This window comes from Klebsiella sp. GW_Kp181, assembly GCF_040062315.1.
GTDB lineage: Bacteria > Pseudomonadota > Gammaproteobacteria > Enterobacterales > Enterobacteriaceae > Klebsiella > Klebsiella oxytoca.
Genome location: NZ_JBEAFR010000064.1, coordinates 25422 through 51302 on the forward strand (window position 1 = coordinate 25422; position 25881 = coordinate 51302).

23 protein-coding genes and 1 pseudogene are annotated in these 25881 nt (G+C 56.1%); 12 read left to right on the forward strand and 12 right to left on the reverse strand.

Annotated elements, in window-relative coordinates:
* Nucleotides 1-58: 58 nt before the first annotated feature.
* Complete coding sequence (gene ygiD, locus ABLV11_RS16340) at nt 59-850, forward strand: 4,5-DOPA dioxygenase extradiol (protein WP_023330045.1); 792 nt, start codon at nt 59-61, stop codon at nt 848-850.
* 45 nt (nt 851-895) lie between these two features.
* On the opposite strand, the gene ABLV11_RS16345 is transcribed toward ygiD, so the two are convergent.
* The 3 genes from ABLV11_RS16345 to tolC all read right to left on the reverse strand — a co-directional run bounded on the left by ABLV11_RS16345 (nt 896) and on the right by tolC (nt 4360).
* Nucleotides 896-2056: a glutathionylspermidine synthase family protein gene (locus tag ABLV11_RS16345; RefSeq protein WP_004105865.1), complete on the reverse strand. Its 1161-nt coding sequence runs from the start codon at nt 2054-2056 to the stop codon at nt 896-898.
* A gap of 5 nt (nt 2057-2061) precedes the next feature.
* A complete protein-coding gene (locus tag ABLV11_RS16350; RefSeq protein WP_004105863.1) occupies nt 2062-2730 on the reverse strand; it encodes a DUF1190 family protein in 669 nt (222 codons plus the stop codon).
* A gap of 169 nt (nt 2731-2899) precedes the next feature.
* Nucleotides 2900-4360 (reverse strand): outer membrane channel protein TolC, encoded by a 1461-nt coding sequence (gene tolC / locus ABLV11_RS16355; protein WP_023330044.1) that lies wholly within the window; start codon nt 4358-4360, stop codon nt 2900-2902.
* A gap of 195 nt (nt 4361-4555) precedes the next feature.
* Between tolC and nudF the strand changes: the two genes are divergently transcribed.
* The 5 genes from nudF to parE are packed head-to-tail and all read left to right on the forward strand — an operon-like array spanning nt 4556 to nt 8960.
* Entirely contained in the window at nt 4556-5188 is a 633-nt protein-coding gene (gene nudF / locus ABLV11_RS16360) for an ADP-ribose diphosphatase (RefSeq protein WP_004105859.1), read from the forward strand.
* Nucleotides 5185-5607 carry a DUF1249 family protein gene (locus tag ABLV11_RS16365; RefSeq protein ID WP_004105856.1) on the forward strand — a complete coding sequence of 141 codons (423 nt, stop codon included), beginning with the start codon at nt 5185-5187 and terminating at the stop codon, nt 5605-5607. The genes nudF and ABLV11_RS16365 overlap by 4 nt, the downstream gene beginning before the upstream one ends.
* Nucleotides 5608-5631: 24 nt before the next feature.
* A complete protein-coding gene (gene cpdA / locus ABLV11_RS16370) occupies nt 5632-6459 on the forward strand; it encodes a 3',5'-cyclic-AMP phosphodiesterase (RefSeq protein ID WP_004105854.1) in 828 nt (275 codons plus the stop codon).
* Nucleotides 6459-7034: an esterase YqiA gene (yqiA, locus tag ABLV11_RS16375; RefSeq protein ID WP_004115623.1), complete on the forward strand. Its 576-nt coding sequence runs from the start codon at nt 6459-6461 to the stop codon at nt 7032-7034. Before cpdA ends, yqiA begins: the two co-directional genes overlap by 1 nt.
* 30 nt (nt 7035-7064) lie before the next feature.
* Nucleotides 7065-8960, forward strand: coding sequence for a DNA topoisomerase IV subunit B (gene parE / locus ABLV11_RS16380; RefSeq protein ID WP_004105850.1), 1896 nt, complete (start codon nt 7065-7067; stop codon nt 8958-8960).
* A 42-nt stretch (nt 8961-9002) separates the two neighbouring features.
* Here parE and ABLV11_RS16385 read toward each other — a convergent pair whose 3' ends face one another.
* The 4 genes from ABLV11_RS16385 to qseB all read right to left on the reverse strand — a co-directional run bounded on the left by ABLV11_RS16385 (nt 9003) and on the right by qseB (nt 12101).
* Nucleotides 9003-9317: a putative quinol monooxygenase gene (locus ABLV11_RS16385; protein WP_004105848.1), complete on the reverse strand. Its 315-nt coding sequence runs from the start codon at nt 9315-9317 to the stop codon at nt 9003-9005.
* A gap of 90 nt (nt 9318-9407) precedes the next feature.
* Nucleotides 9408-9989 carry an NAD(P)H-dependent oxidoreductase gene (locus tag ABLV11_RS16390; protein WP_004105846.1) on the reverse strand — a complete coding sequence of 194 codons (582 nt, stop codon included), beginning with the start codon at nt 9987-9989 and terminating at the stop codon, nt 9408-9410.
* Nucleotides 9990-10095: 106 nt separating this feature from the next.
* Complete coding sequence (qseC, locus tag ABLV11_RS16395) at nt 10096-11445, reverse strand: quorum sensing histidine kinase QseC (RefSeq protein ID WP_163530460.1); 1350 nt, start codon at nt 11443-11445, stop codon at nt 10096-10098.
* Nucleotides 11442-12101: a quorum sensing response regulator transcription factor QseB gene (gene qseB, locus ABLV11_RS16400; RefSeq protein WP_348855464.1), complete on the reverse strand. Its 660-nt coding sequence runs from the start codon at nt 12099-12101 to the stop codon at nt 11442-11444. Before qseB ends, qseC begins: the two co-directional genes overlap by 4 nt.
* A 151-nt stretch (nt 12102-12252) precedes the next feature.
* Between qseB and ABLV11_RS16405 the strand changes: the two genes are divergently transcribed.
* The 5 genes and pseudogenes from ABLV11_RS16405 to ABLV11_RS16425 form a co-directional block, all read left to right on the forward strand.
* Nucleotides 12253-12660 (forward strand): YgiW/YdeI family stress tolerance OB fold protein, encoded by a 408-nt coding sequence (locus ABLV11_RS16405; RefSeq protein WP_004105835.1) that lies wholly within the window; start codon nt 12253-12255, stop codon nt 12658-12660.
* A 150-nt stretch (nt 12661-12810) separates the two neighbouring features.
* On the forward strand, nt 12811-15069 hold the full coding sequence (gene parC / locus ABLV11_RS16410) for a DNA topoisomerase IV subunit A (RefSeq protein ID WP_064343840.1): 2259 nt from the start codon (nt 12811-12813) through the stop codon (nt 15067-15069).
* Nucleotides 15070-15253: 184 nt separating this feature from the next.
* Entirely contained in the window at nt 15254-15991 is a 738-nt protein-coding gene (plsC, locus tag ABLV11_RS16415; protein WP_004115619.1) for a 1-acylglycerol-3-phosphate O-acyltransferase, read from the forward strand.
* 84 nt (nt 15992-16075) lie between these two features.
* Entirely contained in the window at nt 16076-17488 is a 1413-nt protein-coding gene (gene ftsP / locus ABLV11_RS16420; RefSeq protein WP_004105829.1) for a cell division protein FtsP, read from the forward strand.
* 31 nt (nt 17489-17519) lie between these two features.
* Nucleotides 17520-19734 (forward strand): annotated as a pseudogene (locus ABLV11_RS16425) (YgiQ family radical SAM protein); the annotation flags it as partial.
* A gap of 153 nt (nt 19735-19887) precedes the next feature.
* Here the strand turns inward: ABLV11_RS16425 and ABLV11_RS16430 are convergent.
* From ABLV11_RS16430 to yqhD, 3 genes are all read right to left on the reverse strand, one after another.
* Complete coding sequence (locus ABLV11_RS16430) at nt 19888-20343, reverse strand: HIT family protein (protein WP_004105825.1); 456 nt, start codon at nt 20341-20343, stop codon at nt 19888-19890.
* A 98-nt stretch (nt 20344-20441) separates the two neighbouring features.
* Nucleotides 20442-21269 carry a 2,5-didehydrogluconate reductase DkgA gene (gene dkgA / locus ABLV11_RS16435; RefSeq protein ID WP_004105823.1) on the reverse strand — a complete coding sequence of 276 codons (828 nt, stop codon included), beginning with the start codon at nt 21267-21269 and terminating at the stop codon, nt 20442-20444.
* A gap of 132 nt (nt 21270-21401) precedes the next feature.
* Nucleotides 21402-22565, reverse strand: a complete 1164-nt coding sequence (gene yqhD / locus ABLV11_RS16440; RefSeq protein ID WP_017145414.1) for an alcohol dehydrogenase — start codon at nt 22563-22565, stop codon at nt 21402-21404.
* 196 nt (nt 22566-22761) lie between these two features.
* On the opposite strand from yqhD, the gene ABLV11_RS16445 reads away from it, so the two are divergent.
* Complete coding sequence (locus ABLV11_RS16445) at nt 22762-23661, forward strand: AraC family transcriptional regulator (RefSeq protein ID WP_004115613.1); 900 nt, start codon at nt 22762-22764, stop codon at nt 23659-23661.
* A gap of 43 nt (nt 23662-23704) precedes the next feature.
* On the opposite strand, the gene yghB is transcribed toward ABLV11_RS16445, so the two are convergent.
* Nucleotides 23705-24364 carry a DedA family general envelope maintenance protein YghB gene (yghB, locus tag ABLV11_RS16450; protein WP_004105816.1) on the reverse strand — a complete coding sequence of 220 codons (660 nt, stop codon included), beginning with the start codon at nt 24362-24364 and terminating at the stop codon, nt 23705-23707.
* A gap of 132 nt (nt 24365-24496) precedes the next feature.
* Nucleotides 24497-25684 carry a cystathionine beta-lyase gene (gene metC / locus ABLV11_RS16455; protein WP_004105814.1) on the reverse strand — a complete coding sequence of 396 codons (1188 nt, stop codon included), beginning with the start codon at nt 25682-25684 and terminating at the stop codon, nt 24497-24499.
* Nucleotides 25685-25881: the final 197 nt, after the last annotated feature.

Here is a 25881-nt window from a genome sequence, read left to right on the forward strand (position 1 = left end):
CTGAATCAAAAGCGCGTAATGTAAATACATCAACTCTCTCTCAATCAAGGATATCACTATGTCCCGTATCCGCATGCCCGCGCTATTTTTAGGCCATGGCAGCCCGATGAACGTGCTGGAAGATAACATCTATACTCGCGCCTGGCGGCATCTGGGCGAGACTTTACCGCGGCCGAAAGCCATCGTGGTTATCTCCGCTCACTGGTTCACTCGCGGTACGGGAGTGACGGCGATGGAAGCGCCGAAAACGATTCATGATTTTGGCGGTTTTCCACAGGCGCTATACGATATGCATTATCCGGCTCCGGGTTCACCTGAACTGGCCCAGCGCCTGGTTGAGCTGCTGGCGCCGGTGCCGGTGACGCTGGATAAAGAAGCCTGGGGCTTTGACCATGGTTCATGGGGCGTGTTGATTAAAATGTATCCCGACGCCGATATTCCGATGGTGCAGCTAAGTATTGATAGCACGAAACCTGCCGCATGGCATTTCGAAATGGGGCGTAAGCTGGCTCAGCTGCGCGATGAAGGCATTATGCTGGTGGCAAGCGGCAACGTGGTGCATAACCTGCGCACCGCACGCTGGCACGGCGAGAATACGGCCTATCCCTGGGCGGAGTCGTTTAATAACTACGTGAAGGCGAACCTGGCATGGAAAGGCCCCGTGGAGGAACATCCGCTGGTGAATTACCTGACGCATGAAGGCGGATCGTTATCTAACCCAACGGCCGATCACTTCCTGCCGCTGCTGTACGTACTGGGGGCCTGGGACGGCGAGGAGCCGATTACGATCCCGGTAGAAGGAATGGAAATGGGATCCCTGAGCATGCTGTCAGTGGTGATTGGCGCTTGAGAACAGATAAACCCCGGCCGTACGCGATACTGCCGGGGTTAGAAGTTACTCAACGAAAATGTGCGGATAAAAACGCGACAGATCCTGGGTGATCATCGCCCGGTCTTCGCGAATGCCAATACCCGCCGGCTGGTCGTTAATCAGCCAGCTGCCGATGAGCGTGTAGCTGTCGCCAAACTTCGGCAACGGATAGAACTCCTGCACGATGGTGCCTTCTTCACCGTACGGACCTTCTACCGCCTCCAGCACTTTGCCGTTTTCAACAATAGAAATGTTAGCGCCTTCGCGGGAGAAAATGGGCTTGATAACGTACTTGTCCATTTCCGGGTGCGCATCTTCGCTGAAATAAGCGGCCAGCAGGTTCGGATGGTTGGGGAACATCTCCCACAGCAGCGGCAGCAGCGCTTTGTTGGAGATGATGCTCTTCCAGGCCGGCTCCAGCCAGCGCACGCCAGCGTCTTCCAGCTTGGTGGAGAACACCTCGCGCAGCATGTACTCCCACGGATAGAGCTTGAACAGATTACCAATCACCTGATCCTGCAGGTCGGTAAACTGGCCTTTTTCACCCAGTCCAATGTCTTCGATATAGAGAAACTCAGTAGCCACGCCCGCTTCTGCGGCGCAGTCCTGTAAATACTGCACGGTGCCACGGTCTTCAACGGTATCGCGGCAGCAGGCCATGTGGAGCAACTGGAAGCCGAACTGCTCGCGAAGCTCGCTGAAGCGATCGATCAGCTTCTCCTGCAGGCTGTTAAACTGATCGCTGCCCGCAGGCAGCTGACCGGCGTTCAGCTGATCTTCCATCCAGATCCACTGGAAGAATGCCGCTTCGTACAGCGAGGTCGGCGTATCGGCATTGTTCTCCAGCAGTTTCGGCTCACCGACGCCGTCCCACGCCAGATCGAGACGCGAATACAGCGAGGGCTGATGGGTTTTCCACGACTGACGCACGAATCCCCAGGTATGTTTGGGGATGCGGAATTTGGTCATTAAATCATCGCTGGCGATGACTTTTTCAACCGCCTGCAGACACATCTGGTGCAGTTCTGCCGTGACGTCTTCGAGCTTCTCAACCTGCGCCAGCGTCAGTTTGTAATAAGCTTCTTCGCTCCAGTACGGCTCGCCGTACATGGTGTGAAAGTTAAAACCATATTCTGTCGCTTTTTCACGCCAGTCCGGGCGCTCGGTAATGCTGATTCTTTCCATGTCGCTTAGCCGCCCATCGAGCGTGATGAAGAGGAGCTCGCCGAGCTGCGCTGCATCGTTGACTGCTTGGCGACCGAGTCGCCAAATCCGCCGCGCGTCACGGTGCTGGTGGTGGCCGGTTTTGGCGCCATTGCGGTTTTCGGCACGTTCATGGTACGGCCCGGCTGCGCTGCGCCGTAGCTCTTACCGCCAGCGTCGGTATATTTACCATAGGCCGGGCTGGCCGGGTTTTTTGAGCTGAACAGCGGCTGCTGAGCGCCCATTCCGCCGCCCATCATCCGGCCCATCATGTAGCCAGCCATCAGCGGCATCCAGAAGCTGCCGCTGCTTTGCGCCTGCGCCTGGTTTTCCGGAGCCATACCGGCCTGAGCCGGCGCCTGCTGGCACTGACCTTCACCGAACTCGGCGACGCAGTCTTCGCGGGAGGCGTATTTAGGGGCTGTACGTTCCGCTTCTTTAAGCGCGTTATTGTAGGCAGTGGTGCACTCTGCGGCTTTGCTCGGGTTGGCGGCAGAGCAGTCATCGGCGTTTTGATAAAGAGAAACCGTTTCATCGCTTTGTTCACAACCGGCGAGCATAAACACGGCCGTAACGGCAAGCGCAACGGGAGTTAAATGGCGCGCGCTCCAGCTTTTGCGAAAGGAGGCGTGATTAATATTTTTTGTCCGTTTCATGATTGTCTTCCTGGACCCAGTGGTATGCGTTTTGTTAACGCTCAGGATAGAGGATGAGTGGTGGAAAATGAAGCGAATAGGGGCGGAAAGCGGGAGATCTTTACGTTGCCTTACGTTTAACGCTTCGCTTACCCGTGTGGGTAAGCGAAGCGCGGACGACGCAAGCGGACTACTGGCGGAACGGGTTGCTGCCGCTGGTGCTGCGTGCTGATGCTGGTTTTGCCGCGGCGGTGTTGCTGTAGCCGTCGGCGCTGGCATCCTGCTGAGGATTTTCCGGCGCGACGCTATCCGGTGAAGTCGGAATAGACTTGCCCAGCGTATTGTTCAGCGCAACCAGATCCTGCTCGTTCAGCGTACCGAGTGCGGATTTGATGTTCAGCTCGTTAATCAGGTAGTTATAACGCGCGTTGGACAGTTGCTGTTTTGCGTTATACAGCGTAGTGGTCGCGTCCAGGACATCGACGATGGTACGCGTACCTACCGAATAACCTGCTTCCATAGCATCCAGGGAACTTTGCGCGGAAACCACGGCCTGTTTGTAGGCATTAATGCTGCTGATAGACGCGTTCACGTTGTTAAAGGATGAACGAACGGTCTGCACCACGCTGCGGTGGGCGCTTTCCAGCTGTTCGCTGGCGCCGACAAAGTTGTACTGCGCCTGTTTAACCTGAGAGTTTACCATTCCGCCCTGATACAACGGCAGGGAGAAGCTAAGGCCGATTTTGTTTTGACCGGCATCGTTATCTCGGTATTGCGCATTATCACGGGTTTTTGAGCCGTCGTAGCTGGTGTTTGACACGCCGCTTGAGGCGGACAAACTTAACGTCGGCAGATGACCATCCTGCGCCTGGCGAATCTGCTCACGCGCCAGATCCTGGCTCAGACGCGCCTGCAGCAGCGACAGGTTACGGCTTTCCGCTTCTTTCAGCAGCGCGTTAACGGCTGACGGTTTGTTGGTTTTAAAACCATCCACGTTGAGCGACGCCAGTTCTGGATAGTAGTTGCCGGTCACCTGGCGCAGTTCTTCAACGGCGTTATCGAGATCGTTGCGCGCGGTGACTTCATTCGCCAGCACAGCATCGTACTGCGAGCGGGCGTTTTGTACGTCAGTGATGGCAACCAGGCCAACGTTAAAGCGCTGGGTGGTCTGATCTAACTGACGATAAATCGCCTGTTTCTGCGCTTCGGTATAGGAGAGCGTGTCGATCGCGGCCAGCACTTTAAAATAGGCGGTTGCGGTATTGAGGATCAGCGATTGCTGATCCGTCTGGTAGGTGACGTCCTGAATACCCGCTTGTTTTTCCTGCAGCGTCAGCGCTCGCCATTTTGACATATCGAACAGGACCTGCGTGAGCTGCAGCGAGCCGCTGGTGACGTTGGAGTTAACGCCGTTGCTGTCGCGAAATCCGTTGGTATAGGAATAATCCGCACCCAGACCGAGCTGCGGCAGTAATGGGCTACGCGCTTCGTTGATCTTCTCGAATGCGGCATCACGATCGGCTGCTGATTTACGCAGATCAGGGTTACTGATACGCGCCTGCTGATAAACCTGCAGCAGGTTTTCTGCCTGGCTCATGGCGCTGAAGCCAGTCAGGCCCAGGCCGATAAGGATGGGAAAGAGTTTCTTCATTTGCATTCCTTGTTGTGAAGCATTTAGCGCTACTCAAATTCTAAAAATAATCGCTGATTGTATAGAGTCTGTTACCGTAAAAAGTTGGCGTTATGTGCCATGGGGCGGTAATTTGCACCAATCTAACATACGCGCCATAAAACGGTAGCCACACCGTCTATAAATTCATAACTTCATATTCTACAGGATATCGAAATGAGTAATGTCAATCAGCAGGAGATTACCTTCTCTAAAAACGATGTAGAAATTATTGCACGCGAAACGCTCTATCGTGGTTTTTTTTCGCTCGATTTATATCGTTTCCGCCACCGCCTGTTTAACGGTGAGATGAGCGGCGAAGTGACCCGCGAAATTTTTGAGCGCGGTCACGCAGCAGTCTTGCTACCCTTTGACCCGGTGCGTGATGAAGTGGTGCTCGTCGAGCAGATCCGTATTGCGGCGTATGATACCAGTGAGAGCCCGTGGCTGCTCGAAATGGTCGCCGGCATGATTGAAGAAGGCGAGTCGCCTGAAGATGTCGCCCGCCGTGAGGCGGTAGAAGAAGCCGGGCTTAATGTCGGCCGTATTAAGCCGGTCCTGAGTTACCTGGCCAGCCCCGGCGGCACCAGCGAAAGGCTGTCTATTATGGTGGGTGAAGTCGATGCAACGACGGCAAAGGGGATTCACGGACTGGCCGATGAAAATGAGGATATTCGTGTCCATGTGGTAAGCCGGGAACAGGCTTATCGGTGGGTAGAAGAGGGGAAAATCGACAACGCAGCCTCTGTCATTGCGCTGCAATGGCTGCAACTGCATTATCACAATTTACGAAACGAGTGGACAAAATGAAGCGTTATACACCTGACTTCCCTGAAATGATGCGCCTGTGTGAAACCAATTTTGCTCAGCTGCGCCGCCTGTTGCCGCGAACGGATGCAGCGGGAGAAAAGGTGAGTTACCAGGTGGGCAATGCGCAATACCGATTAACGATCGTCGAATCGACCCGCTACACTACCTTAGTGGCGATTGAACAGACTCTGCCAGCGGTGAGCTACTGGAGTCTGCCGTCAATGACGGTACGGCTCTATCACGATGCAATGGTCGCTGAAGTGTGTTCAAGCCAGCAGATCTTTCGCTTCAAAGCGCGGTATGATTATCCTAATAAAAAGTTGCATCAACGCGACGAAAAGCATCAAATTAATCAGTTTCTGGCCGATTGGCTGCGATACTGTTTAGCACATGGAGCGATGGCGATTCCGGTTTGTTAGCGTCGTGAAACCTAAGGACACCATTTGGAAAGCCTGTTAAACCTACCTTTGGCTGGTGAGGCCAGAGTCAGGATATTACAAATTACTGATACTCACCTGTTTGCTGAAAAACACGAAACGCTGTTAGGTATCAATACCTGGGAAAGCTATCAGGCTGTCCTGGATGCTATCCACGCCTCTCAGCGAGAATGCGACCTGATTGTTGCCACAGGCGATCTGGCGCAAGATCACTCCGCCGCGGCCTATCAGCATTTTGCTGAAGGCATCGCGAGTTTTGCTGCACCCTGCGTCTGGCTACCGGGCAATCATGATTTTCAACCGGCGATGTACAGCACGCTGCAGGAATCAGGCATCTCCCCCGCTAAACGCGTATTGCTGGGCGACCACTGGCAAATATTGCTGATGGACAGCCAGGTGTTCGGTGTGCCGCACGGCGAGCTGAGCGATTTCCAGCTGGAGTGGCTTGAGCAGAAGCTGACGGAGGTTCCTGAGCGTTACACGCTGCTGCTGTTACACCATCATCCTCTGCCGTCAGGCTGTAGCTGGCTGGATCAGCATAGCCTGCGCAATGCCGGGGCGCTTGATTGCGCGCTGGCTGCTTTTCCTCGCGTTAAGCATCTGCTGTGCGGTCATATTCACCAGGAGCTGGACCTTGACTGGAACGGGCGGCGAATGATGGCCACGCCATCCACCTGCGTGCAGTTTAAGCCGCACTGCGCTAACTTCACGCTCGATACCGTCTCCCCAGGCTGGCGCTGGCTGGAACTGCATCCTGACGGCACCTTGACCACTGAAGTTTGCCGCCTTGAAGGCGTGAAATTTCACCCGGATATCGCTTCAGAAGGATACTGATGTCTACGCTTCTCTACCTGCATGGTTTTAACAGCTCACCGCGGTCGGCAAAAGCGACTGCGCTGAAAGAGTGGCTGGCGCGGACTTATCCCCACATCTCTATGGTGATACCTGAGCTCCCGGTTTATCCCGCGCAAGCGGCGGAATATCTGGAGGCCCTCGTGCTGGAACACGGCGGCGAACCGCTGGGCGTTGTCGGCTCCTCGCTGGGGGGATATTATGCGACCTGGCTATCGCAGTGTTTTATGCTGCCCGCGGTAGTGGTGAACCCTGCGGTGCGCCCGTTCGAGCTGCTGAACAATTTCCTGGGCCCCAATGAGAATCCATACACGGGGCAGCAATATGTGCTAGAGTCACGCCATATTTACGATCTCAAAGTCATGCAAATTGACCCGCTGGAAGCGCCGGATTTAATCTGGTTATTACAGCAAACGGGCGATGAAGTGCTTGATTACCGCCAGGCCGTTGATTATTTCGCCTCCTGCCGACAAACGGTAGAGGAGGGCGGTAATCACGCATTTGTTGGCTTTGAAGATCATTTCACTCAGATTATCGATTTTCTGGGCCTGCGCTAAGCGGTTCGGAACGACCTACGAATACACACCATGACGCAATCTTCATATAACGCTGATGCCATTGAGGTACTCACCGGGCTAGAGCCGGTTCGCCGCCGTCCGGGAATGTACACGGATACCACACGACCAAACCATCTTGGTCAGGAAGTTATTGATAACAGCGTGGATGAGGCTCTGGCCGGTCACGCGAAACGCGTGGAGGTCATTCTCCATGCCGATCAGTCGCTGGAAGTTATCGACGATGGACGCGGAATGCCGGTAGATATCCACCCTGAAGAGGGGGTGCCGGCAGTTGAACTGATTCTTTGCCGCCTGCACGCGGGAGGGAAGTTCTCCAATAAGAACTACCAGTTCTCCGGCGGCCTGCACGGCGTAGGGATTTCAGTGGTCAACGCCTTATCGAAACGCGTTGAAGTGAATGTGCGCCGCGACGGTCAGGTCTATAGCATCGCCTTTGAAAACGGCGACAAAGTAGAAGATCTCCACGTGACCGGCACCTGCGGTAAGCGCAATACCGGGACCAGCGTCCATTTCTGGCCGGATGAAAGCTTTTTTGATAGCCCACGTTTTTCCGTCTCGCGCCTCTCGCATTTGTTAAAAGCCAAGGCCGTTCTTTGCCCGGGCGTAGAGATTGTTTTCCGCGATCTGGTCAACGACAGCGAGCAGCGCTGGTGCTACGCCGATGGCCTGACCGACTATCTTAGCGAAGCGGTTAACGGCCTGCCTCTGCTGCCGGAAAAACCGTTCGTCGGCACCTTCTCTGGCGATACCGAAGCGGTCGACTGGGCGCTGCTGTGGCTGCCGGAAGGCGGCGAGCTGCTGACCGAAAGCTACGTCAACCTGATTCCTACCATGCAGGGCGGAACCCACGTTAACGGCCTGCGCCAGGGCTTACTGGACGCCATGCGCGAGTTTTGCGAATACCGAAACATCCTGCCGCGCGGCGTGAAGCTGTCGGCGGAAGATATCTGGGAGCGCTGCGCCTACGTACTCTCCGTGAAGATGCAGGATCCGCAGTTTGCCGGGCAAACCAAAGAGCGCCTCTCTTCACGCCAGTGCGCCGCGTTTGTTTCCGGGGTAGTCAAAGATGCCTTCAGCCTGTGGCTAAACCAGAACGTCCAGTCGGCAGAGCTGCTGGCGGAAATGGCGATCTCCAGCGCCCAGCGCCGCCTGCGCGCGGCGAAAAAAGTGGTGCGCAAAAAGCTAACCAGCGGTCCGGCGCTGCCCGGCAAACTGGCGGACTGCACCGCCCAGGATTTGAACCGAACCGAACTGTTCCTTGTGGAAGGGGATTCGGCGGGCGGTTCTGCCAAGCAGGCGCGCGATCGCGAATATCAGGCGATCATGCCGCTGAAAGGTAAAATCCTTAACACCTGGGAAGTCTCTTCCGATGAAGTACTGGCTTCACAGGAAGTACATGACATTTCTGTCGCCATCGGTATCGACCCGGATAGCGACGACCTGAGCCAGCTGCGCTACGGCAAGATTTGTATTCTGGCGGATGCCGACTCCGACGGTCTGCATATCGCAACCCTGCTGTGCGCGCTGTTCGTCAGACACTTCCGTAATCTGGTTAAACACGGCCATGTTTACGTGGCGCTGCCGCCGCTATACCGTATCGACCTCGGTAAAGAGGTGTATTACGCGCTGACGGAAGAAGAGAAAACCGGCGTGCTGGAACAGCTTAAGCGGAAGAAGGGTAAGCCAAACGTCCAGCGCTTTAAAGGGCTGGGCGAGATGAACCCGATGCAGCTGCGTGAGACGACGCTGGATCCGAATACCCGCCGTCTGGTGCAGCTGATTATCAACGATGAAGACGAACAGCAGACGACCGCCATGATGGACATGCTGTTAGCGAAGAAGCGTTCTGAAGATCGGCGTAACTGGCTACAAGAGAAGGGCGATCTGGCTGAGCTGGACGGGTAATGAAAAAATCGGCCAGGGAACTGGCCGATTTATTTTGTGCGCTTAAATACCGGATTCCAGAATACGGATATTCATCTCCAGCACGTCGCCTTTAACGGCTTCACCGTAGGCTTTCATGTGCGGAGTCTGCAGGTGCGCTTCAAGATGCGCGACGCTTTCCCACTGCTCGACCATGACGATGGAGTCCGGCGAGGTGGTCTGAAAACTGACGCCAGCGGCGTGATCCACCAGCGGCGCATAGCCGTGACAGCCCTCTTCCTGGAGAACGGTCGGGGTAATTTTTGCGAACTGATCCAGCACCGCCTGACGATGGTGTTGCCCCGGACGAGTGCGAATTTCAGCAATCACTGTCAACATGGTTAACTCAACTCCTTCTGTGTATTCTCATCATACTTCAAGCAGCCGCCAGAGTAGCCGCGCTTGTCGTCTTTTCATCACTCAGTACAGTTAACCAAAAATTTCCGCCAGATGCTTGCGATATTCTGCCGTATAACGCGGAACATCGGGCATTTTGATCACATCGTTGGCGATGAAGGTCGGCAGGGCGCTCATCCCAAGGAACTGGTTAGCCTTATGGAACGGCAGGTAAACGCCGTCGACGCCGACGCCGTGGAAAAACTGATCTTTCTCGGTGAAGGCTTCCATCGGCGCATTCCAGGTCAGGGACAGCATATATTTTTTGCCCTGAATCAGGCCGCCGGAACCATATTTCTTACTGGCATCGGAGCGGGTGCGGCCATCGCTGGCGTACAGCGCTCCGTGACCTTCGGTAAAGACATCGTCGATGTACTTTTTCACCGTCCAGGGCGCGCCCATCCACCAGCCCGGCATCTGCCAGATAACCACGTCAGCCCAGAGAAAATTCTGCACCTCTTCTTTTACATCGTATTCGCTCTCGGCGCGGACGACCTTAACATCATGCCCGGCGTCGCGCAGATAACCATCCGCGACCTCGGTCAGGGTGTCGTTCAGTTGGCCGTTAGAGTGGGCGAATTTTTTCGCACCGTTGATAATCAGAATGTTGCTCATTTTTTATCCTCAACCTTTCAATTTTGTGAGTCATGTTACCCCGTCGGGCAGAGCGGTAAAATGAGCAAAATGTGCAAAGTCTTTTGCTTTTTTAGCAATAATAGCGCTACCAGCGAATGCGCGCTTCGAATCCGCCGTCCCGGGCGTTGCCGAAACTGGCCGTCATTCCGTGCAGCGCGGCGATACGTTTGACGATGGATAACCCAAGACCGCTGCCGGGTTGTTCCTGTCCCGGCGGGCGATAAAAGCGCTCGCCGATACGCGCCAGGGCTTCGGCGCTAATGCCCGGGCCGTTATCGCGCACGCGAAATTCACCAGCTTCAAGCGTGATATCGACCTGGCTTCCGGCGGCGCTATAGCGTACGGCGTTATCTAAAAGATTGCGCACCAGAAGGCTCAGCAGCAGCGGCTGGCCGGTGCGTGCGACGTTATCCGCATTCAGATGCAGACGCAGCTCAACGCCGGCCTGCTGAGCGGGGTGGTACATCTCCATCACCGCCGACTGCAGCAGGTCGTCCATGGCGACGCGCTGGATATCGTCCAGCTGCGCCAGCGAATCCAGGCGCGACAAAGTCAGAAGCTGATCGACCAGGCGGGTTGCGCGATCGATACCCTGGTGAAGCTGCGCCAGCGCTTTATCCAGCCCCTGCGGATCGTCCTTCGAAAGCTGGGCTACTTCAGTTTGCACCTTCAGCGCCGCCAGCGGACTGCGCAGTTCGTGGGCCGCATCGGATGTAAAGCGACGCTCGCGGATCATGGCATCATGCGTGCGGATAAACAGCTGATTTAGCGCGTCGACCAGCGGGCGAACTTCATTGGGCACGTTTTCATTATTCAGCGTTTCGGCGGAATCCGGCGCCCGGGCGCGCAGCGTGTTGGCCAGCTTTTTCAGCGGCGCCAGTTCCCGGCTTAACAGCACGATGAGTAGCAAAAACATAAGCGGCAGCGCAATCAGCCAGGGCGTGAGCTGGCTGGTGACGATATCCAGCGCCATCTCGCGACGGTAATCCCACTCCTGGCCGACAACGATACGATGGCGGCCGTCGCGTGTGGTGAGCCACAGAAAACGCCACTCGTCGTCATCGCCGCGCAGATAGCCGTCGCTGAATCCCTCCCGATTGCTGCCCCACGGGATATCCTGGCCATTCTCGCCATCGTTAAGCACCATCTTGCCATCGGTGGTAAAGATAGCGAAAGCCAGCGCGTCGTCGTCGAGATGACCGTGCTTGACCTTCTTCTTCTCTCGCACCTGCGAAGAGAGAGTGTGAAGCTCGTCAAAATTCATTGCGCTAAGGCGACGGGCGAATAGCAGCTGTTGGGTATCGAAGAGCTTATCCAGCTTATCGGTCGTTTGTTGCCAGGCCACAAAGCTGGCGATGCCCCATGCGGCGCTGGTCAGCAGCAGGAAAAGGAGCGTCAGGCGAACGCGCAGACTCAGTTTGCCCAGTCGTTTCATGCGTCCCCCAGGGTGTAGCCGATACCGTGAACGGTGCGAATGAAACCGCTGCCGAGCTTACGGCGTAGATGGTGGACGTGCACCTCTATCGCATTGCTGGAAACGTCGTCATCCCAGCTGTAGAGTTTTTCTTCGATCAGCTTACGCGGCAGCACGCGTCCGGCGTTACGCATCATCAGCTCCAGCAGAGCAAACTCCTTTGGCTTGAGCGCCAGGCTTTCGCCGTTCAGGGTGGCCGTGAGCCGGCCCGGGTCGAGAACCACGCTGCCGTGCCGCAGCTCGCTGCTGCTCTGGCCGTGGGCGCGGCGCATCAGCGCTTCCTGACGGGCGGCGACTTCAATCAGCGCAAAGGGTTTGCATAGATAGTCATCGGCGCCGAGCCGAAGCCCTTCAACCCGCTGGCTTAGCGCGTCGCGGGCGGTAAGGATCAGTACCGGTTCATGGCGGCCTTTGTCGCGCCATTCGCGCAGGATATCCAGCCCATCAATGCCGGGAAGGGTCAGGTCCAGAATAATGGCGTCATAGGGGGCGTTGTATAATGCGGCTTTTCCTTCCTCACCGCGGGTAAACCAGTCGACGCTGAATCCCATTTTTGTCAGCCCTGCCTTGAGGCCGTCACCGATCAGTTTATCGTCTTCCACCAATAAAATACGCATTCTCCTGCTCCTGTATCCCTCGGCTATTCCAGCAGTAAAGCGCGTTGCGGCGCGCCCTGTACAGGAATAAAATTTATTTTTTCCGCTTAAGAAGTTGTTAAGTTTTGCCCGGTGTAATAGTGACGATATAAACACAAAGGGAGAACACATCATGAAGAAAATCGCCGCAATGACCGCCATCATCGCTTTAGTTTCCATGCCGGTACTGGCTGCTGAACAGGGCGGATTTTCCGGCCCTGGCTCCACGCAAACCAGCCAGACAACCTCGCAAAATGGCGGGTTTATTGGCCCGAACGGGAGCGTAACGACGGTTGCGAATGCGAAAAGCCTGCGTGACGATACTTGGGTGACCCTGCGCGGTAAAATCGTGGAGCGTATTTCCGATGATCTGTATAAATTCCAGGACAGCTCCGGCACCGTCAACGTCGATATCGATCACAAGCGCTGGAACGGCGTGACCGTTACACCGCAGGATACGGTAGAGATCCAGGGCGAAGTCGATAAAGACTGGAACTCAGTGGAGATCGATGTAAAGCAGATTCGTAAAATCACCCCCTAATTTGCGAATCGCCTTCAGCCATAACTGAAGGATGCTCACGGAATTCCTCAACCGCCCTAACGCCCTGTGACTCAGGGCGTCAGATAGGGTATTATCGCCGGTAGTTTTGCCGTCCGAACGGCCGGTACGCAGATTGAGGATTCACGATTAATGAGCGATATGGCAGAGCGCCTTGCGCTGCATGAATTTACGGAAAACGCCTACCTTAACTACTCCATGTACGTCATCATGGACAGGGCGCTGCCGTTTATTGGCGATGGCCTGAAGCCGGTCCAGCGTCGCATCGTCTATGCGATGTCTGAACTGGGTCTGAACGCCAGCGCGAAGTTCAAAAAGTCCGCCCGCACCGTCGGCGACGTGCTGGGTAAATACCATCCCCACGGCGACATCGCGTGCTATGAAGCCATGGTGCTGATGGCCCAGCCCTTCTCCTACCGCTATCCGCTGGTTGACGGTCAGGGAAACTGGGGGGCGCCGGACGATCCTAAATCCTTCGCCGCAATGCGTTATACCGAATCCCGTTTGTCGAAGTATGCTGAGCTGCTGCTGAGCGAACTGGGGCAAGGCACCGTTGACTGGGTACCAAACTTCGACGGCACTTTGCAGGAGCCGAAGATGCTGCCTGCGCGCCTGCCCAATATTCTGCTAAACGGTACTACCGGCATTGCCGTTGGGATGGCGACGGACATTCCGCCGCACAACCTGCGTGAAGTGGCCCGGGCGGCCATTACCCTGATTGAAAAGCCGCAAACCTCGCTGGATGACCTGTTGGATATCGTGCAGGGGCCGGATTACCCGACCGAAGCGGAAATCATTACCCCCCGTGCCGAAATCCGCAAAATCTACCAGAATGGCCGCGGTTCGGTGCGGATGCGCGCGGTATGGGCCAAAGAAGACGGCGCGGTGGTGATTAGCGCGCTGCCGCATCAGGTTTCCGGCGCCCGCGTGCTTGAGCAGATCGCCGCCCAGATGCGCAACAAAAAGCTGCCGATGGTGGATGATCTGCGCGACGAGTCGGATCACGAAAACCCGACTCGCCTGGTGATCGTCCCGCGCTCTAACCGCGTCGATATGGAGCAGGTGATGAACCACCTGTTCGCGACGACCGATCTGGAAAAAAGCTATCGTATCAACCTGAATATGATCGGGCTCGATAACCGTCCAGCGGTTAAAAACCTGCTGGAAATCCTCTCGGAATGGCTGACCTTCCGTCGCGATACCGTGCGCCGTCGTCTCAGCTACCGTCTGGAAAAGGTCCTCAAGCGCCTGCATATTCTTGAAGGTTTGCTGGTGGCGTTCCTGAATATCGATGAAGTTATCGAGATCATTCGTCACGAAGATGAGCCGAAACCGGCGCTGATGTCGCGCTTCGGCCTCAGCGAGACCCAGGCGGAAGCGATTCTGGAGTTAAAACTGCGCCATCTCGCCAAACTGGAAGAGATGAAGATTCGCGGCGAGCAGAACGAGCTGGAAAAAGAGCGCGACAACCTGCAGGCCATCCTGGCCTCTGAACGCAAGATGAATAACCTGCTGAAGAAAGAGCTGCAGGCCGACGCCGACGCCTTTGGCGACGATCGCCGTTCGCCGCTGCGCGAGCGCGAAGAAGCCAAGGCGATGAGCGAGCACGATATGCTGCCGTCTGAGCCGGTGACTATCGTTCTGTCGCAGAGCGGCTGGGTACGCAGCGCCAAAGGTCACGATATTGACGCGCCGGGGCTGAACTATAAAGCGGGCGACAGTTTTAAATCGGCCGTGAAAGGGAAGAGCAATCAGCCGGTGGTCTTTATTGACACTACCGGGCGCAGCTACGCGATTGACCCAATTACCCTGCCGTCCGCGCGCGGTCAGGGCGAGCCGCTCACCGGTAAGCTGACGCTGCCTCCGGGGGCGACGGTTGAACATATGCTGATGGAAGCCGATGATCAAAAACTGCTGCTGGCTTCCGACGCAGGCTACGGATTTATCTGTACTTTCAACGATCTGGTGGCGCGCAACCGCGCCGGTAAGACGCTGATTAGCCTTCCGGATAACGCGCACGTGATGCCGCCGCTGGTAATAGAAGACGAATCGGACATGCTGCTGGCCATTACCGCTGCCGGCCGCATGCTGATGTTCCCGGTCAGTGACTTGCCGCAGCTGTCGAAAGGTAAGGGCAACAAGATTATTAATATTCCGTCGGCGGAAGCGGCTGCGGGCCAGGATGGCCTGGCGCATCTGTTTGTCCTGCCGCCGCAAAGTACGCTGACTATTCATGTCGGTAAGCGGAAAATTAAACTCCGTCCGGAAGAGCTGCAAAAAGTGACCGGCGAGCGCGGCCGCCGCGGCTCTCTGATGCGCGGATTGCAGAAAATCGATCGGATAGAGATTGATTCTCCGCGTCGCGCCTCTGCGGGCGGTAGCGAAGAGTAAGATGCACCTCCCTCGCGGTGAGGCGGGGGAGGTGAATATTTACCGCAAAAACGTTGTTTATTCAGGCATTGCGATTAACAATGTGCTCCCAGGGAACCTGTGCCCGGCCTGAATTGCGCTATGGCGTCAATCATTTGCTAAACAGCGAGTATAATTCTAAGCGGTTTGGGTTTTAGAGGTAGCTATGCTATTTATTTTTCGACTAATTATCGTTGTCATTTACTGTATTCTGGTGTGCATCTTCGGCTGTATCTATTGTCTGTTCAGTCCGCGTAATCCTAAGCACGTCGCCACCTTCGGTCACCTTTTTGGCAAGCTGTCGCCGGTCTTCGGTCTGAAGGTTGAACTCCGCAAGCCTGCCGATGCCGAAAGCTACGGTAACGCTATCTATATCGCTAACCACCAGAATAACTATGATATGGTGACGGCATCCAATATCGTACAGCCGCCGACCGTTACGGTAGGTAAAAAAAGCCTGGCGTGGATCCCTTTTTTCGGCCAGCTCTATTGGTTGACGGGGAATCTACTGATTGACCGCAATAACCGGACAAAAGCGCACGGCACCATTGCAGAAGTCGTGAACGCATTTAAAAAGCGCAAAATCTCTTTTTGGATGTTTCCGGAAGGGACTCGCAGCCGCGGTCGCGGTTTGCTGCCTTTTAAAACCGGTGCCTTTCATGCGGCTATCGCGGCGGGCGTACCCATTATTCCGGTATGCGTGTCTAATACTTCGAATAAAATTAAGCTCAATCGCCTGAATAACGGTCTGGTGATTGTCGAAATGCTGCCGCCGGTCGACACCAGCCAGTACGGGAAAGAGGGCGTCCGCGCGCTGGCGACGCACTGTCGCGAGCTGATGTCCGCGAAAATTGCCGAGCTGGATAAAGAAGTTGCCGAACGCGAAGCGGCCGGCAAGAAATAACACCGGAAACGCCGCAAACGGCGCGCGTATTGCTGGCGGGAAACGAATTCCCTTATTCATTAGTCAGTGTCTCATGGAGTTAATATGTCACTCAGTCGGCGTCAGTTCATTAAGGCTACAGGCGTAGCGCTGTGCGCAGGCGCCGCGCCGCTGAAGGCACAGGCTGCTGGTCAGCAGCCCGCGCTGCCGATTCCTCCTTTGCTTGAGTCCCGCCGCGGGCAGCCGCTATTTTTGACGCTACAGCGTGCGCACTGGTCGTTTACGCCGGGCACCCGCGCATCGGTGTGGGGGATTAACGGCCGCTACATGGGGCCAACCATCCGCGTCTGGAACGGCGACGATGTGAAGCTGATCTACAGCAACCGCCTGACGGAAAACGTCGCGATGACGATACGCGGTCTGCAGGTTCCCGGTCCGCTGATTGGCGGCGCGGCGCGTATGATGTCCGCCAACGCCGACTGGGCTCCGGTGCTGCCGATCCGCCAAAGCGCGGCGACGCTGTGGTATCAGGCCAACACGCCAAACCATATGGCGAAACAGGTTTATAACGGTCTTGCCGGGATGTGGCTGGTAGAAGATGAGGTTAGCAAGAATTTGCCGATCCCTAACCACTACGGTGTGGATGATTTCCCGGTGATTATTCAGGACAAGCGCCTGGATAACTTCGGTACGCCTGAATATAGCGAACCCGGCAGCGGCGGCTTCGTTGGCGATACGCTGCTGGTGAACGGCGTGCAGGGGCCTTTTGTTGAAGTGTCGCGCGGCTGGGTGCGCCTGCGTCTGCTGAATGCGTCTAACTCCCGGCGCTACCAGCTGCAGATGAGCGATGGTCGGTTGCTGCACGTCATCTCCGGTGACCAGGGGCTGCTTCCGGCGCCGGTTTCGCTGAAGCAGCTGTCGTTGGCTCCGGGCGAACGGCGCGAAATCCTGGTCGACATGACCAACGGCGATGAAGTGTCGATAACCTGCGGGGAAGCGGCGAGTATCGTCGATCGTATTCGCGGTTTCTTCGAACCATCGAGCATCCTGATTTCAACGCTGATTCTGACTTTGCGCCCGACGGGCCTGCTGCCGCTGGTGACCGATAGCCTGCCTGTGCGCTTGCTGCCTACGGAAATGCTGGCCGGCGCGCCGATCCGCAGCCGCGATATTACGCTTGGCGACGATCCGGGAATCAACGGCCAGCTGTGGGATCCGCAGCGTATTGATATTACGGCGCAGCAGGGAACCTGGGAGCGCTGGACGGTGCGCGCCGACCGGCCGCAGTCGTTCCATATTGAAGGCGTCATGTTCCAGGTGCGTAACGTGAACGGTTCTGCGCCGTTCCCGGAAGACCGCGGCTGGAAGGATACCGTCTGGATCGACGGGCAGGTTGAGCTGTTGGTCTATTACAACCAGCCCTCCTGGCCGCACTTTCCGTTCCAGTACTTAAGCCAGACGCTGGAGCTTGCCGACCGCGGCTCCATTGGCCAGATTCTGGTGAATCCGGCGCCGTAATTTATTTTGTCCCGGCCTGCTGCTGGCCGGGATTGGAAAAACCTCCTTCATTTCTCCCATCGTTCCGGCTTATAATCGCCGCCCTTTTTGATTATTTTTTTATCATTTTCCCCGGAAGCAATATGAGCGCAATATCCCTGATCCAACCGGATCGTGACCTTTTCTCCTGGCCGCAGTACTGGGCCGCCTGTTTTGGCCCCGCGCCTTTTCTGCCAATGTCGCGAGAAGAGATGGATCAACTTGGCTGGGATAGCTGCGACATCATCCTGGTGACCGGTGATGCTTATGTCGATCACCCGAGCTTCGGGATGGCGATTTGCGGACGCATGCTGGAATCCCAGGGATTCCGCGTGGGGATTATTTCCCAGCCGGACTGGAACAACAAAGATGACTTTATGCGTCTGGGTAAACCGAACCTGTTCTTCGGCGTGACTGCCGGTAACATGGACTCGATGATCAACCGCTACACTGCCGACCGTAAGCTGCGCCATGACGATGCCTACACGGCGGGTAACGTGGCCGGTAAACGCCCGGATCGCGCTACGCTGGTCTACACTCAGCGCTGCAAAGAGGCATGGAAAGATGTCCCGGTGATCCTCGGGGGCATCGAAGCCAGCCTGCGCCGTACCGCGCACTATGACTACTGGTCCGATACCGTGCGCCGTTCGGTGCTGGTGGACTCTAAGGCCGATATGCTGATGTTCGGCAACGGCGAGCGTCCGCTGGTGGAAGTGGCGCACCGTCTGGCCGCCGGCGAGCCTATCGGGCAAATTCGCGATGTACGCAACACCGCCATCATGGTGAAGGAAGCGCTGCCAGGCTGGAGCGGGGTGGACTCCACGCGTCTGGACACGCCGGGGAAAATCGACCCGATCCCGCATCCGTACGGTGAAGATCTACCGTGCGCGGATAACAAAACCGTCGCGCCGCCAAAGCAGGAAGCGAAGCGCGTTACCGTCCAGCCGCCGCGTCCTAAGCCGTGGGAGAAGACCTACGTCCTGCTGCCTTCCTTTGAGAAAGTAAAAGGCGATAAAGTTCTCTACGCGCATGCCTCGCGCATTCTGCACCATGAAACTAACCCCGGCTGCGCCCGGGCGCTGATGCAGAAGCACGGCGAGCGCTATATCTGGATTAACCCGCCCGCCATTCCGCTCTCAACCGAAGAGATGGATAGCGTGTTTGCGCTGCCCTATAAGCGCGTTCCGCATCCTTCTTACGGCGATGCCCGCATTCCGGCCTATGAGATGATTCGCTTCTCCATTAACATCATGCGCGGCTGTTTTGGCGGCTGTTCGTTCTGCTCGATTACCGAGCATGAAGGTCGGATCATTCAGAGCCGTTCCGAAGATTCGATCATCAATGAAATCGAAGCGATTCGCGATACGGTGCCCGGCTTTACCGGTATTATTTCCGATCTTGGCGGCCCGACGGCCAACATGTATATGCTGCGCTGCAAGTCGCCGCGCGCCGAGCAGACCTGCCGCCGCCTGTCATGCGTTTATCCGGATATCTGCCCGCATATGGACACCAACCATGAGCCGACGATTAACCTTTACCGTCGCGCCCGCGATCTTAAAGGCATCAAAAAGATCCTCATCGCATCCGGCGTTCGTTACGACATTGCCGTTGAAGATCCGCGCTACATCAAAGAGCTGGCCACCCACCACGTCGGCGGTTATCTGAAGATTGCTCCTGAACATACCGAAGAGGGGCCACTGTCGAAGATGATGAAGCCGGGTATGGGCAGCTACGATCGCTTTAAGCAGTTGTTCGATACTTATTCGAAGCAGGCGGGTAAAGAGCAGTATCTGATTCCATACTTTATTTCCGCCCACCCGGGGACGCGAGATGAAGATATGGTGAATCTCGCGCTGTGGCTGAAGCAGCATCGTTTCCGCCTGGATCAGGTGCAGAACTTCTATCCGTCGCCGCTGGCGAACTCGACCACCATGTATTACACCGGCAAGAACCCGCTGGGTAAGATTGGCTATAAGAGTGAGGATGTGGTGGTGCCGAAGGGCGACAAACAGCGCCGCCTGCACAAGGCGCTGCTGCGCTATCACGATCCGGCCAACTGGCCGCTGATCCGTCAGGCGCTGGAAACGATGGGTAAAAAGCACCTGATCGGCAGCCGTCGCGATTGCCTGGTACCGGCGCCGACGCTGGAAGAAATGCGCGAGGCGCGTCGCCAGAACCGCCATACCCGACCGGCGCTGACGAAGCATACGCCGATTGTGCACCAGCGTTCGAACGGCGGGGCGACGGCGAAGAAGCCCGTAAAACGCGGCAAGGTTGCCGGTCGTTAAGCCTGCAGTATTGCCCGGTGGTGCCTCGCTGACCGGGCCTGATCATCCCGGGCCCGGTCAGCCGCTTGCCAAACGGCAAAGCAAATTCTATGGCTATGCTTCTCTGATTCTGGCCGCCAGCGCTGCCAGCTTTTCATCATCCGCCCGCTCGTGATCGTGGGAGGAGAGATAGCCTTCATATTGCGCAAAAAACTTAGTCTGACGCGACTCGATCGGCCGCCATTGGGACATATCCCCGGTGCCGTGCATCGGACTGAGTTTGCTGTGGACATGGTCAACGCCATAGCCTTCAAAAAACATCCCCGTACGTCCCACGTCATCGAAGGATTTATCCAGAAGCTTTGCCACCTTCTGCGTCGCCAGCACCAGGTCGGCCAGCGCCTGCGGCGGCATATCAAACGCATAGCTGGGATAGTGCTTCTTCGGGATCACGACCGTAAAACCGTCGGTATTTGGATAAATGGAGAGAAAGGCGAGGTGGTGCTCATCTTCCCACACCTTGTGGCAGGGGGCTTTCCCCTCAACAATTTGACAGAAAATACAGCTCATCAGCACGCATCCATTTGATTGCAATAAGCCATAAATGTACGTGGTTTTAGCCGGACTGCAAAGCGATGCTCCGCCGGGATCCGACGGAGCAGGAAAGATTAACCGCCGAACTGATCCGGGTCAGGTCCGAGGCGTTTGTTTTTGTCCAGCTTAGTGATTTCACTCAATTCATCTTTATCGAGACGGAAGTCCCAAACGTTAAAATTCTCGGCGATGCGCGACGGCGTTACGGATTTCGGGATCACCACCAGGCCGCTATCGAGGTGCCAGCGGATGACGATTTGCGCCGGCGTTTTGCCGTATTTGTCCGCCAGTTGGTGAATAATTTTCTGATCGAAAACTCCTTCACCGCCCTGTGCCAGCGGGCTCCAGGACTCGGTCTGAATTTTATGCGTCGCATTCCAGGCATGAAGCTGACGCTGCTGCAGCAGAGGATGCAGTTCAATCTGGTTTATCACCGGGGCGACGCCGGTTTCATCAATGATTTTTTGCAGATGGTGGACCTGGAAATTACAGACGCCGATGCTTTTTGCCAGCCCTTGCTGCTGTAGCTCAATTAGGCTTTTCCAGGCATCAACATAATGGTTCGTAGCCGGCACCGGCCAGTGAATGAGGTATAAGTCGACGTAGTCGAGTTTGAGTTTTTTAAGGCTTTCCTGCAGCGCTTCACGGGGCTGCTTTTGATCGTCATTCCACAGCTTCGTGGTGACGAACAGCTCATCGCGGGCGACGCCTGCGCTGCTCAGTGCATTGCCGACGCCGGTTTCATTCTGGTATACGGCGGCGGTGTCAAATGAGCGATAACCGACTTCCAGCGCCTTATGAATGGCGGAGACGACTTCCTCGTTGCCTGCTTTCCACACGCCGAGCCCCAGCTGCGGCATCAGGTTGCCGTCGTGTAGTTTTATAACGGTTGGATGTGTCATGCCTTCCTCCTGTTAATGAACTCAGCGGGACAGAATCCGCTGAGGGGTAGCATTAAGTCTGGACGAAATAGCTAAAAACGGTAGTTAAACTCCTCTCCTTTGCGCGAGTTTACGCGTCGGAGAGGGCGTTGATTAGCGTGCAGCCTCGTAAATACGGCGGCTGACGTCCAGAGTAATATCCTGATTTTCACCCAGTTGGGTCATACCGTGCTCCTCCAGTTTCGCCAGCAGCGCCGGGATGGAGCTACCATCCAGACCGTAGGCGGAAAGGCGAGTCGGGACGCCCATGCGTTCGAAGAAATCACGCGTTGCGGCGATGGCGGCATCAATACGCTCTTCTTCAGAACCTTCGGTGATGTTCCAGACGCGAGCGGCGTACTGCAGCAGTTTAGCGCGTTTAGCCTCGCGTTTTTCATTCCACAGCGCCGGCAGAACGATGGCCAGCGTCTGCGCGTGATCGAGCCCGTGCATGGCGGTCAGTTCGTGGCCCAGCATGTGCGTCGCCCAGTCCTGCGGTACGCCTGCGCCGATCAGGCCGTTCAGCGCCTGGGTGGCGGCCCACATAATATTGGCGCGAACGTCGTAGTTTTCCGGCTCTTTCAGCGCCTTCGGACCGTCTTCCACCAGGGTCAGGAGAATGCCTTCGGCGAAACGGTCCTGGATTTTACCGTCGACCGGATAGGTAACGTACTGCTCAACGGTATGGACGAATGCGTCAACGACGCCGTTAGCCACCTGGCGCGGCGGCAGGGTGTAGGTGTAAACCGGATCCAGAATAGCGAACACCGGCTGGACGTGGGTGGACATAAACGCGCGTTTGTCGCCGGTGGTTTTACGCGAGATCACCGCGCCTTTATTAGATTCGGAACCGGTCGCAGGCAGCGTCAGCACGGAGCCCATCGGGATAGCGCTGGCCACTTTGCTGCCGTAAGTTTCGAGAATTTCCCACGGATCGATACTGGCATCGTAGTGGGCCGCCGCGGCGATGAATTTAGTGCCGTCGAGAACGGAGCCGCCGCCCACCGCCAACAGGAAAGTGATCTTTTCATCACGCGCGATTTTCACCGCGTTCATCAGCGTTTCGTAGGACGGGTTTGGCTCGATGCCGCCAAATTCCCGAACGTCAATGCCGTTCAGCGCGCTGAGAACCTGATCAAGCACGCCGGTTTTCTTCACGCTACCGCCGCCGTAGGTGACAAGCACACGTGCATCTGCCGGGATTTGATCGCGCAGATTTTCAATCGCGCCTTTACCGAACAGAATGCGGGTTGGGGTATGTAGGTCGAAATTATTCATGGCTGGTGCCCTCAAATAGATAAAACCGCCAACAGAGACAATACCTCTGCCAGATGACGGACATTGTGTTCCCGCGGGCCGTTCCCCTCAATGCACATTCCTGCCGTTGTCTTGCCCATTTCTCTTTGTAGCTGGAGAAATTCGCCGGAAGTGCGCACAATGCGAAGGTATAAAAACGTTCGGAGAAGCACGATAAATGAACCGCGCTGAGATATGCCAGCTATTAACGCATAAGGTTAATCAGCTGAAAGATAAAGAAGAAATGCTTAATGGTCTGCTGCCGGATATCCGCCTGCTGTACGGCACTCAGCCGGGGACGCGTACGCCGGTCATGTACCAGCCGGGGATCGTTTTTCTCTTTTCCGGGCATAAAATTGGCTATATCAATGAGCGTACCTTCCGCTATGACACCAATGAGTATCTGCTGCTGACGGTTCCGCTGCCGTTTGAGTGCGAAACTTTTGCCACCCCGGAAGTACCGCTGGCGGGAATAAGGCTGAATGTCGATATTCTTCAACTGCAAGAACTGCTGATGGATATCGGGGAGGATGAGCAGTTTCAGCCGTCCATGGCGTCAAGCGGGATCAACTCTGCGGTGCTGTCCGAAGAGATTCTGTGCGCGGCGGAGCGGCTGCTGGATGTGATGGAACGCCCGCTTGACGCGCGCATTCTTGGCAAACAGATCATCCGCGAAATTCTCTATCACGTGCTGACCGGGCCGTGCGGGGGAGCGCTGCTGGCGCTGGTCAGCCGTCAAACCCACTTCAGCCTGATCAGCCGCGTGCTGAAGCGCATTGAAAGCCAGTACACTGAGAACCTCAGCGTCGATCAGCTGGCGGCTGAGGCCAATATGAGCGTCTCGGCGTTCCACCATAACTTTAAATCAGTTACCAGCACCTCCCCGCTACAGTATCTGAAGACTTATCGCCTGCATAAAGCGCGCATGCTGATGATCCACGACGGCATGAAAGCCAGCGCGGCGGCGATGCGGGTAGGGTATGAGAGCGCATCGCAGTTCAGCCGCGAATTTAAGCGTTATTTCGGCATGACGCCGGGAGAAGATGCGGCACGCATCAGGACAATACAGGGGATGTAATAACGATCTCAGGGCGGCAAATCCTCGCCGCCCTGGCACCCTATCAGGCGTTGCAGTATTTCTTTTTAATCACCACGATAACTGTACCGAGCAGCCCGGCTATCAGCAGCGCGATAGGCAGAATCATCAGGCAGGTCATGACCTGATCTTCATGACGTTTTACGAAGGGAATCATACTCAACGCATAGCCCAGACCGGTAACTACCCCAACCCACAGCAGCGCGCTCAGCCAGTTGAAAAACTGGAAGCGGCGGTTCGGCAGCCCGGAAATGCCCGCCATGGTTGGCAGAAGGGTGCGAACAAACGCCAGGAAGCGTCCGGCCAGCAGCGCCAGCAGGCCGTGCTTGTCAAACATGCAGGTTGCCCGCTGATGGTATTTATGCGGCAGATGCCCAAGCCAGCGCTTAACCGTGGCGGTATTACCCAGCCAGCGCCCCTGAATATAGCTCAGCCAGCAGCCGAGGCTGGCTGCAGCGGTTAAGATAGCGACAGTCGGTACAAAGTCCATCACGCCTTTGGCGATGAGCGCGCCGGCGAGCAGCAGCAGGCTATCGCCCGGTAAAAACGAGGCGGGCAGCAGACCGTTTTCCAGAAACAGGGTTGCGAACATGACCAGATATACAACGCCCACAACGTGGGGGTTTGCCAACGCGGCAAAATCATGCTGCCACAGAGCGGCGACGATTTCTTGAATGACAACCATGGACTTTCCTAAGTGGTACCGTGTTTTTTATTTAGTGTACTCCTGAAGAGGCCCGAGCACCTTGATCCCGGGCGCAACTAAAGCGGCCGCTTTTCTTAAAAACGTCCGCTATTGTTGCCACTGACTGTCACTTTACACGATACGCGCGAAGCCCGCCGCTAAATCATCCAGCAGATCGGTAACATTTTCTAATCCGATATGTACCCGAATTAGCGTGCCGCTGAAGTCAACTTCAGCATCAGGACGGATTGCGGCAATGTGTTCCGGCTGATTGGCTAAAATCAGCGATTCAAAGCCGCCCCAGGAGTAGGCCATGCTGAACAAGCTGAAGTGGTCGAGGTAGGCGGACAGCTCGGCATCGCTCAGGCGTTTGTTCAGCACGAAAGAGAACAGACCGCTGCTACCGGTGAAGTCCCGCTTCCAGTACTCATGGCCTTTGCTGCCGGGCAGAGCGGGATGATTCACGCGCGCTACCTGTGGATGCTGTGCCAGCCATTCGGCAATCTGCAGGCTACTCTCATGATGCTGACGCAGGCGGACGGCCAGGGTGCGCAGGCCGCGGCTGGTCATATAGGCGGTATCGGCATCCACCATTTGCCCCATCAGGTAGGCATTTTCCCGCAGCTGCGCCCAACAGCGCTCATTGGACACCGCAGTGCCGACCATCGCATCGGAATGGCCGATCAGGTACTTGGTTCCGGCCTGAATAGAGATATCGATACCAAACTCCAGCGCTTTGAACAGTACTCCCGCCGCCCAGGTGTTATCGATCATAATGATGGCTTGCGGAGCGACGCTGCGCACCGCCGCGACGATCGCCGGGACATCATGGACTTCCATGGTGATGGAGCCGGGCGATTCGAGGAATACCACTCGGGTATTCGGCTGTACCAGACGGGCGATATCGCCGCCGATAAGCGGGTCGAACCAGCCGGTGGTTACGCCGAGTTTGGCGAGGATCTTAGTGCAGAAATCCTGGGTCGGCTCGTAGGCGGTGTTGGTTACCAGAATATGATCGCCCTGCTCGACGAACGCCAGGATAGTATTTGCGACCGCCGCTGCGCCGCAGGGGAAGAGGGCGCAGCCGGCGCCGCCTTCCAGTTCGCACATCGCTTCCTGCAGGGAGAAGTGGGTTAGCGTCCCGCGACGACCGTAGAACAGTTCGCCTTTGGCGCGGTTGCGGGTGGCGTGCTTTTTCGCTTCGACGGTGTCGAAAACCAGCGATGACGCGCGCTGAATCACGCTGTTGACCGAGCCCTGAGTATATTTTTTGCTGCGCCCGGCATGAACCAGCGCAGTATCAAGATGTTTATCAGCCATGTTCAGATAACCTGTTTTTATACGTCTGGACGTCTAAACTATCATGAATGCCCGTTGATGTACCGGGTCGCGGCGGATACAGGTAAAAATTTTACTAACCGCGGGGTCAGCAACTTTTTTACTGCGTAAGCGCAAGGAAAATAAACGTGATTTGCTGCACAGTGTAAATACTAATGAGAACCACTATCAATTCGATG

What these genes read in the sequence shown, in the direction of transcription:
- yqhD (WP_017145414.1), bottom strand. Translation starts at nt 22,565, where the DNA reads ATGAATAATTTCGACCTACATACCCCAACCCGCATTCTGTTCGGTAAA.
- yghB (WP_004105816.1), bottom strand. Translation starts at nt 24,364, where the DNA reads ATGGTTGTCATTCAAGAAATCGTCGCCGCTCTGTGGCAGCATGATTTT.
- ABLV11_RS16445 (WP_004115613.1), top strand. Translation starts at nt 22,762, where the DNA reads ATGAACCGCGCTGAGATATGCCAGCTATTAACGCATAAGGTTAATCAG.
- qseC (WP_163530460.1), bottom strand. Translation starts at nt 11,445, where the DNA reads ATGAAACGACTGGGCAAACTGAGTCTGCGCGTTCGCCTGACGCTCCTT.
- ABLV11_RS16350 (WP_004105863.1), bottom strand. Translation starts at nt 2,730, where the DNA reads ATGAAACGGACAAAAAATATTAATCACGCCTCCTTTCGCAAAAGCTGG.
- ygiD (WP_023330045.1), top strand. Translation starts at nt 59, where the DNA reads ATGTCCCGTATCCGCATGCCCGCGCTATTTTTAGGCCATGGCAGCCCG.
- nudF (WP_004105859.1), top strand. Translation starts at nt 4,556, where the DNA reads ATGAGTAATGTCAATCAGCAGGAGATTACCTTCTCTAAAAACGATGTA.
- ABLV11_RS16365 (WP_004105856.1), top strand. Translation starts at nt 5,185, where the DNA reads ATGAAGCGTTATACACCTGACTTCCCTGAAATGATGCGCCTGTGTGAA.
- ABLV11_RS16345 (WP_004105865.1), bottom strand. Translation starts at nt 2,056, where the DNA reads ATGGAAAGAATCAGCATTACCGAGCGCCCGGACTGGCGTGAAAAAGCG.
- qseB (WP_348855464.1), bottom strand. Translation starts at nt 12,101, where the DNA reads ATGCGTATTTTATTGGTGGAAGACGATAAACTGATCGGTGACGGCCTC.
- yqiA (WP_004115623.1), top strand. Translation starts at nt 6,459, where the DNA reads ATGTCTACGCTTCTCTACCTGCATGGTTTTAACAGCTCACCGCGGTCG.
- plsC (WP_004115619.1), top strand. Translation starts at nt 15,254, where the DNA reads ATGCTATTTATTTTTCGACTAATTATCGTTGTCATTTACTGTATTCTG.
- ABLV11_RS16430 (WP_004105825.1), bottom strand. Translation starts at nt 20,343, where the DNA reads ATGAGCTGTATTTTCTGTCAAATTGTTGAGGGGAAAGCCCCCTGCCAC.
- ABLV11_RS16385 (WP_004105848.1), bottom strand. Translation starts at nt 9,317, where the DNA reads ATGTTGACAGTGATTGCTGAAATTCGCACTCGTCCGGGGCAACACCAT.
- dkgA (WP_004105823.1), bottom strand. Translation starts at nt 21,269, where the DNA reads ATGACACATCCAACCGTTATAAAACTACACGACGGCAACCTGATGCCG.
- ftsP (WP_004105829.1), top strand. Translation starts at nt 16,076, where the DNA reads ATGTCACTCAGTCGGCGTCAGTTCATTAAGGCTACAGGCGTAGCGCTG.
- tolC (WP_023330044.1), bottom strand. Translation starts at nt 4,360, where the DNA reads ATGAAGAAACTCTTTCCCATCCTTATCGGCCTGGGCCTGACTGGCTTC.
- parE (WP_004105850.1), top strand. Translation starts at nt 7,065, where the DNA reads ATGACGCAATCTTCATATAACGCTGATGCCATTGAGGTACTCACCGGG.
- ABLV11_RS16405 (WP_004105835.1), top strand. Translation starts at nt 12,253, where the DNA reads ATGAAGAAAATCGCCGCAATGACCGCCATCATCGCTTTAGTTTCCATG.
- ABLV11_RS16390 (WP_004105846.1), bottom strand. Translation starts at nt 9,989, where the DNA reads ATGAGCAACATTCTGATTATCAACGGTGCGAAAAAATTCGCCCACTCT.
- metC (WP_004105814.1), bottom strand. Translation starts at nt 25,684, where the DNA reads ATGGCTGATAAACATCTTGATACTGCGCTGGTTCATGCCGGGCGCAGC.
- parC (WP_064343840.1), top strand. Translation starts at nt 12,811, where the DNA reads ATGAGCGATATGGCAGAGCGCCTTGCGCTGCATGAATTTACGGAAAAC.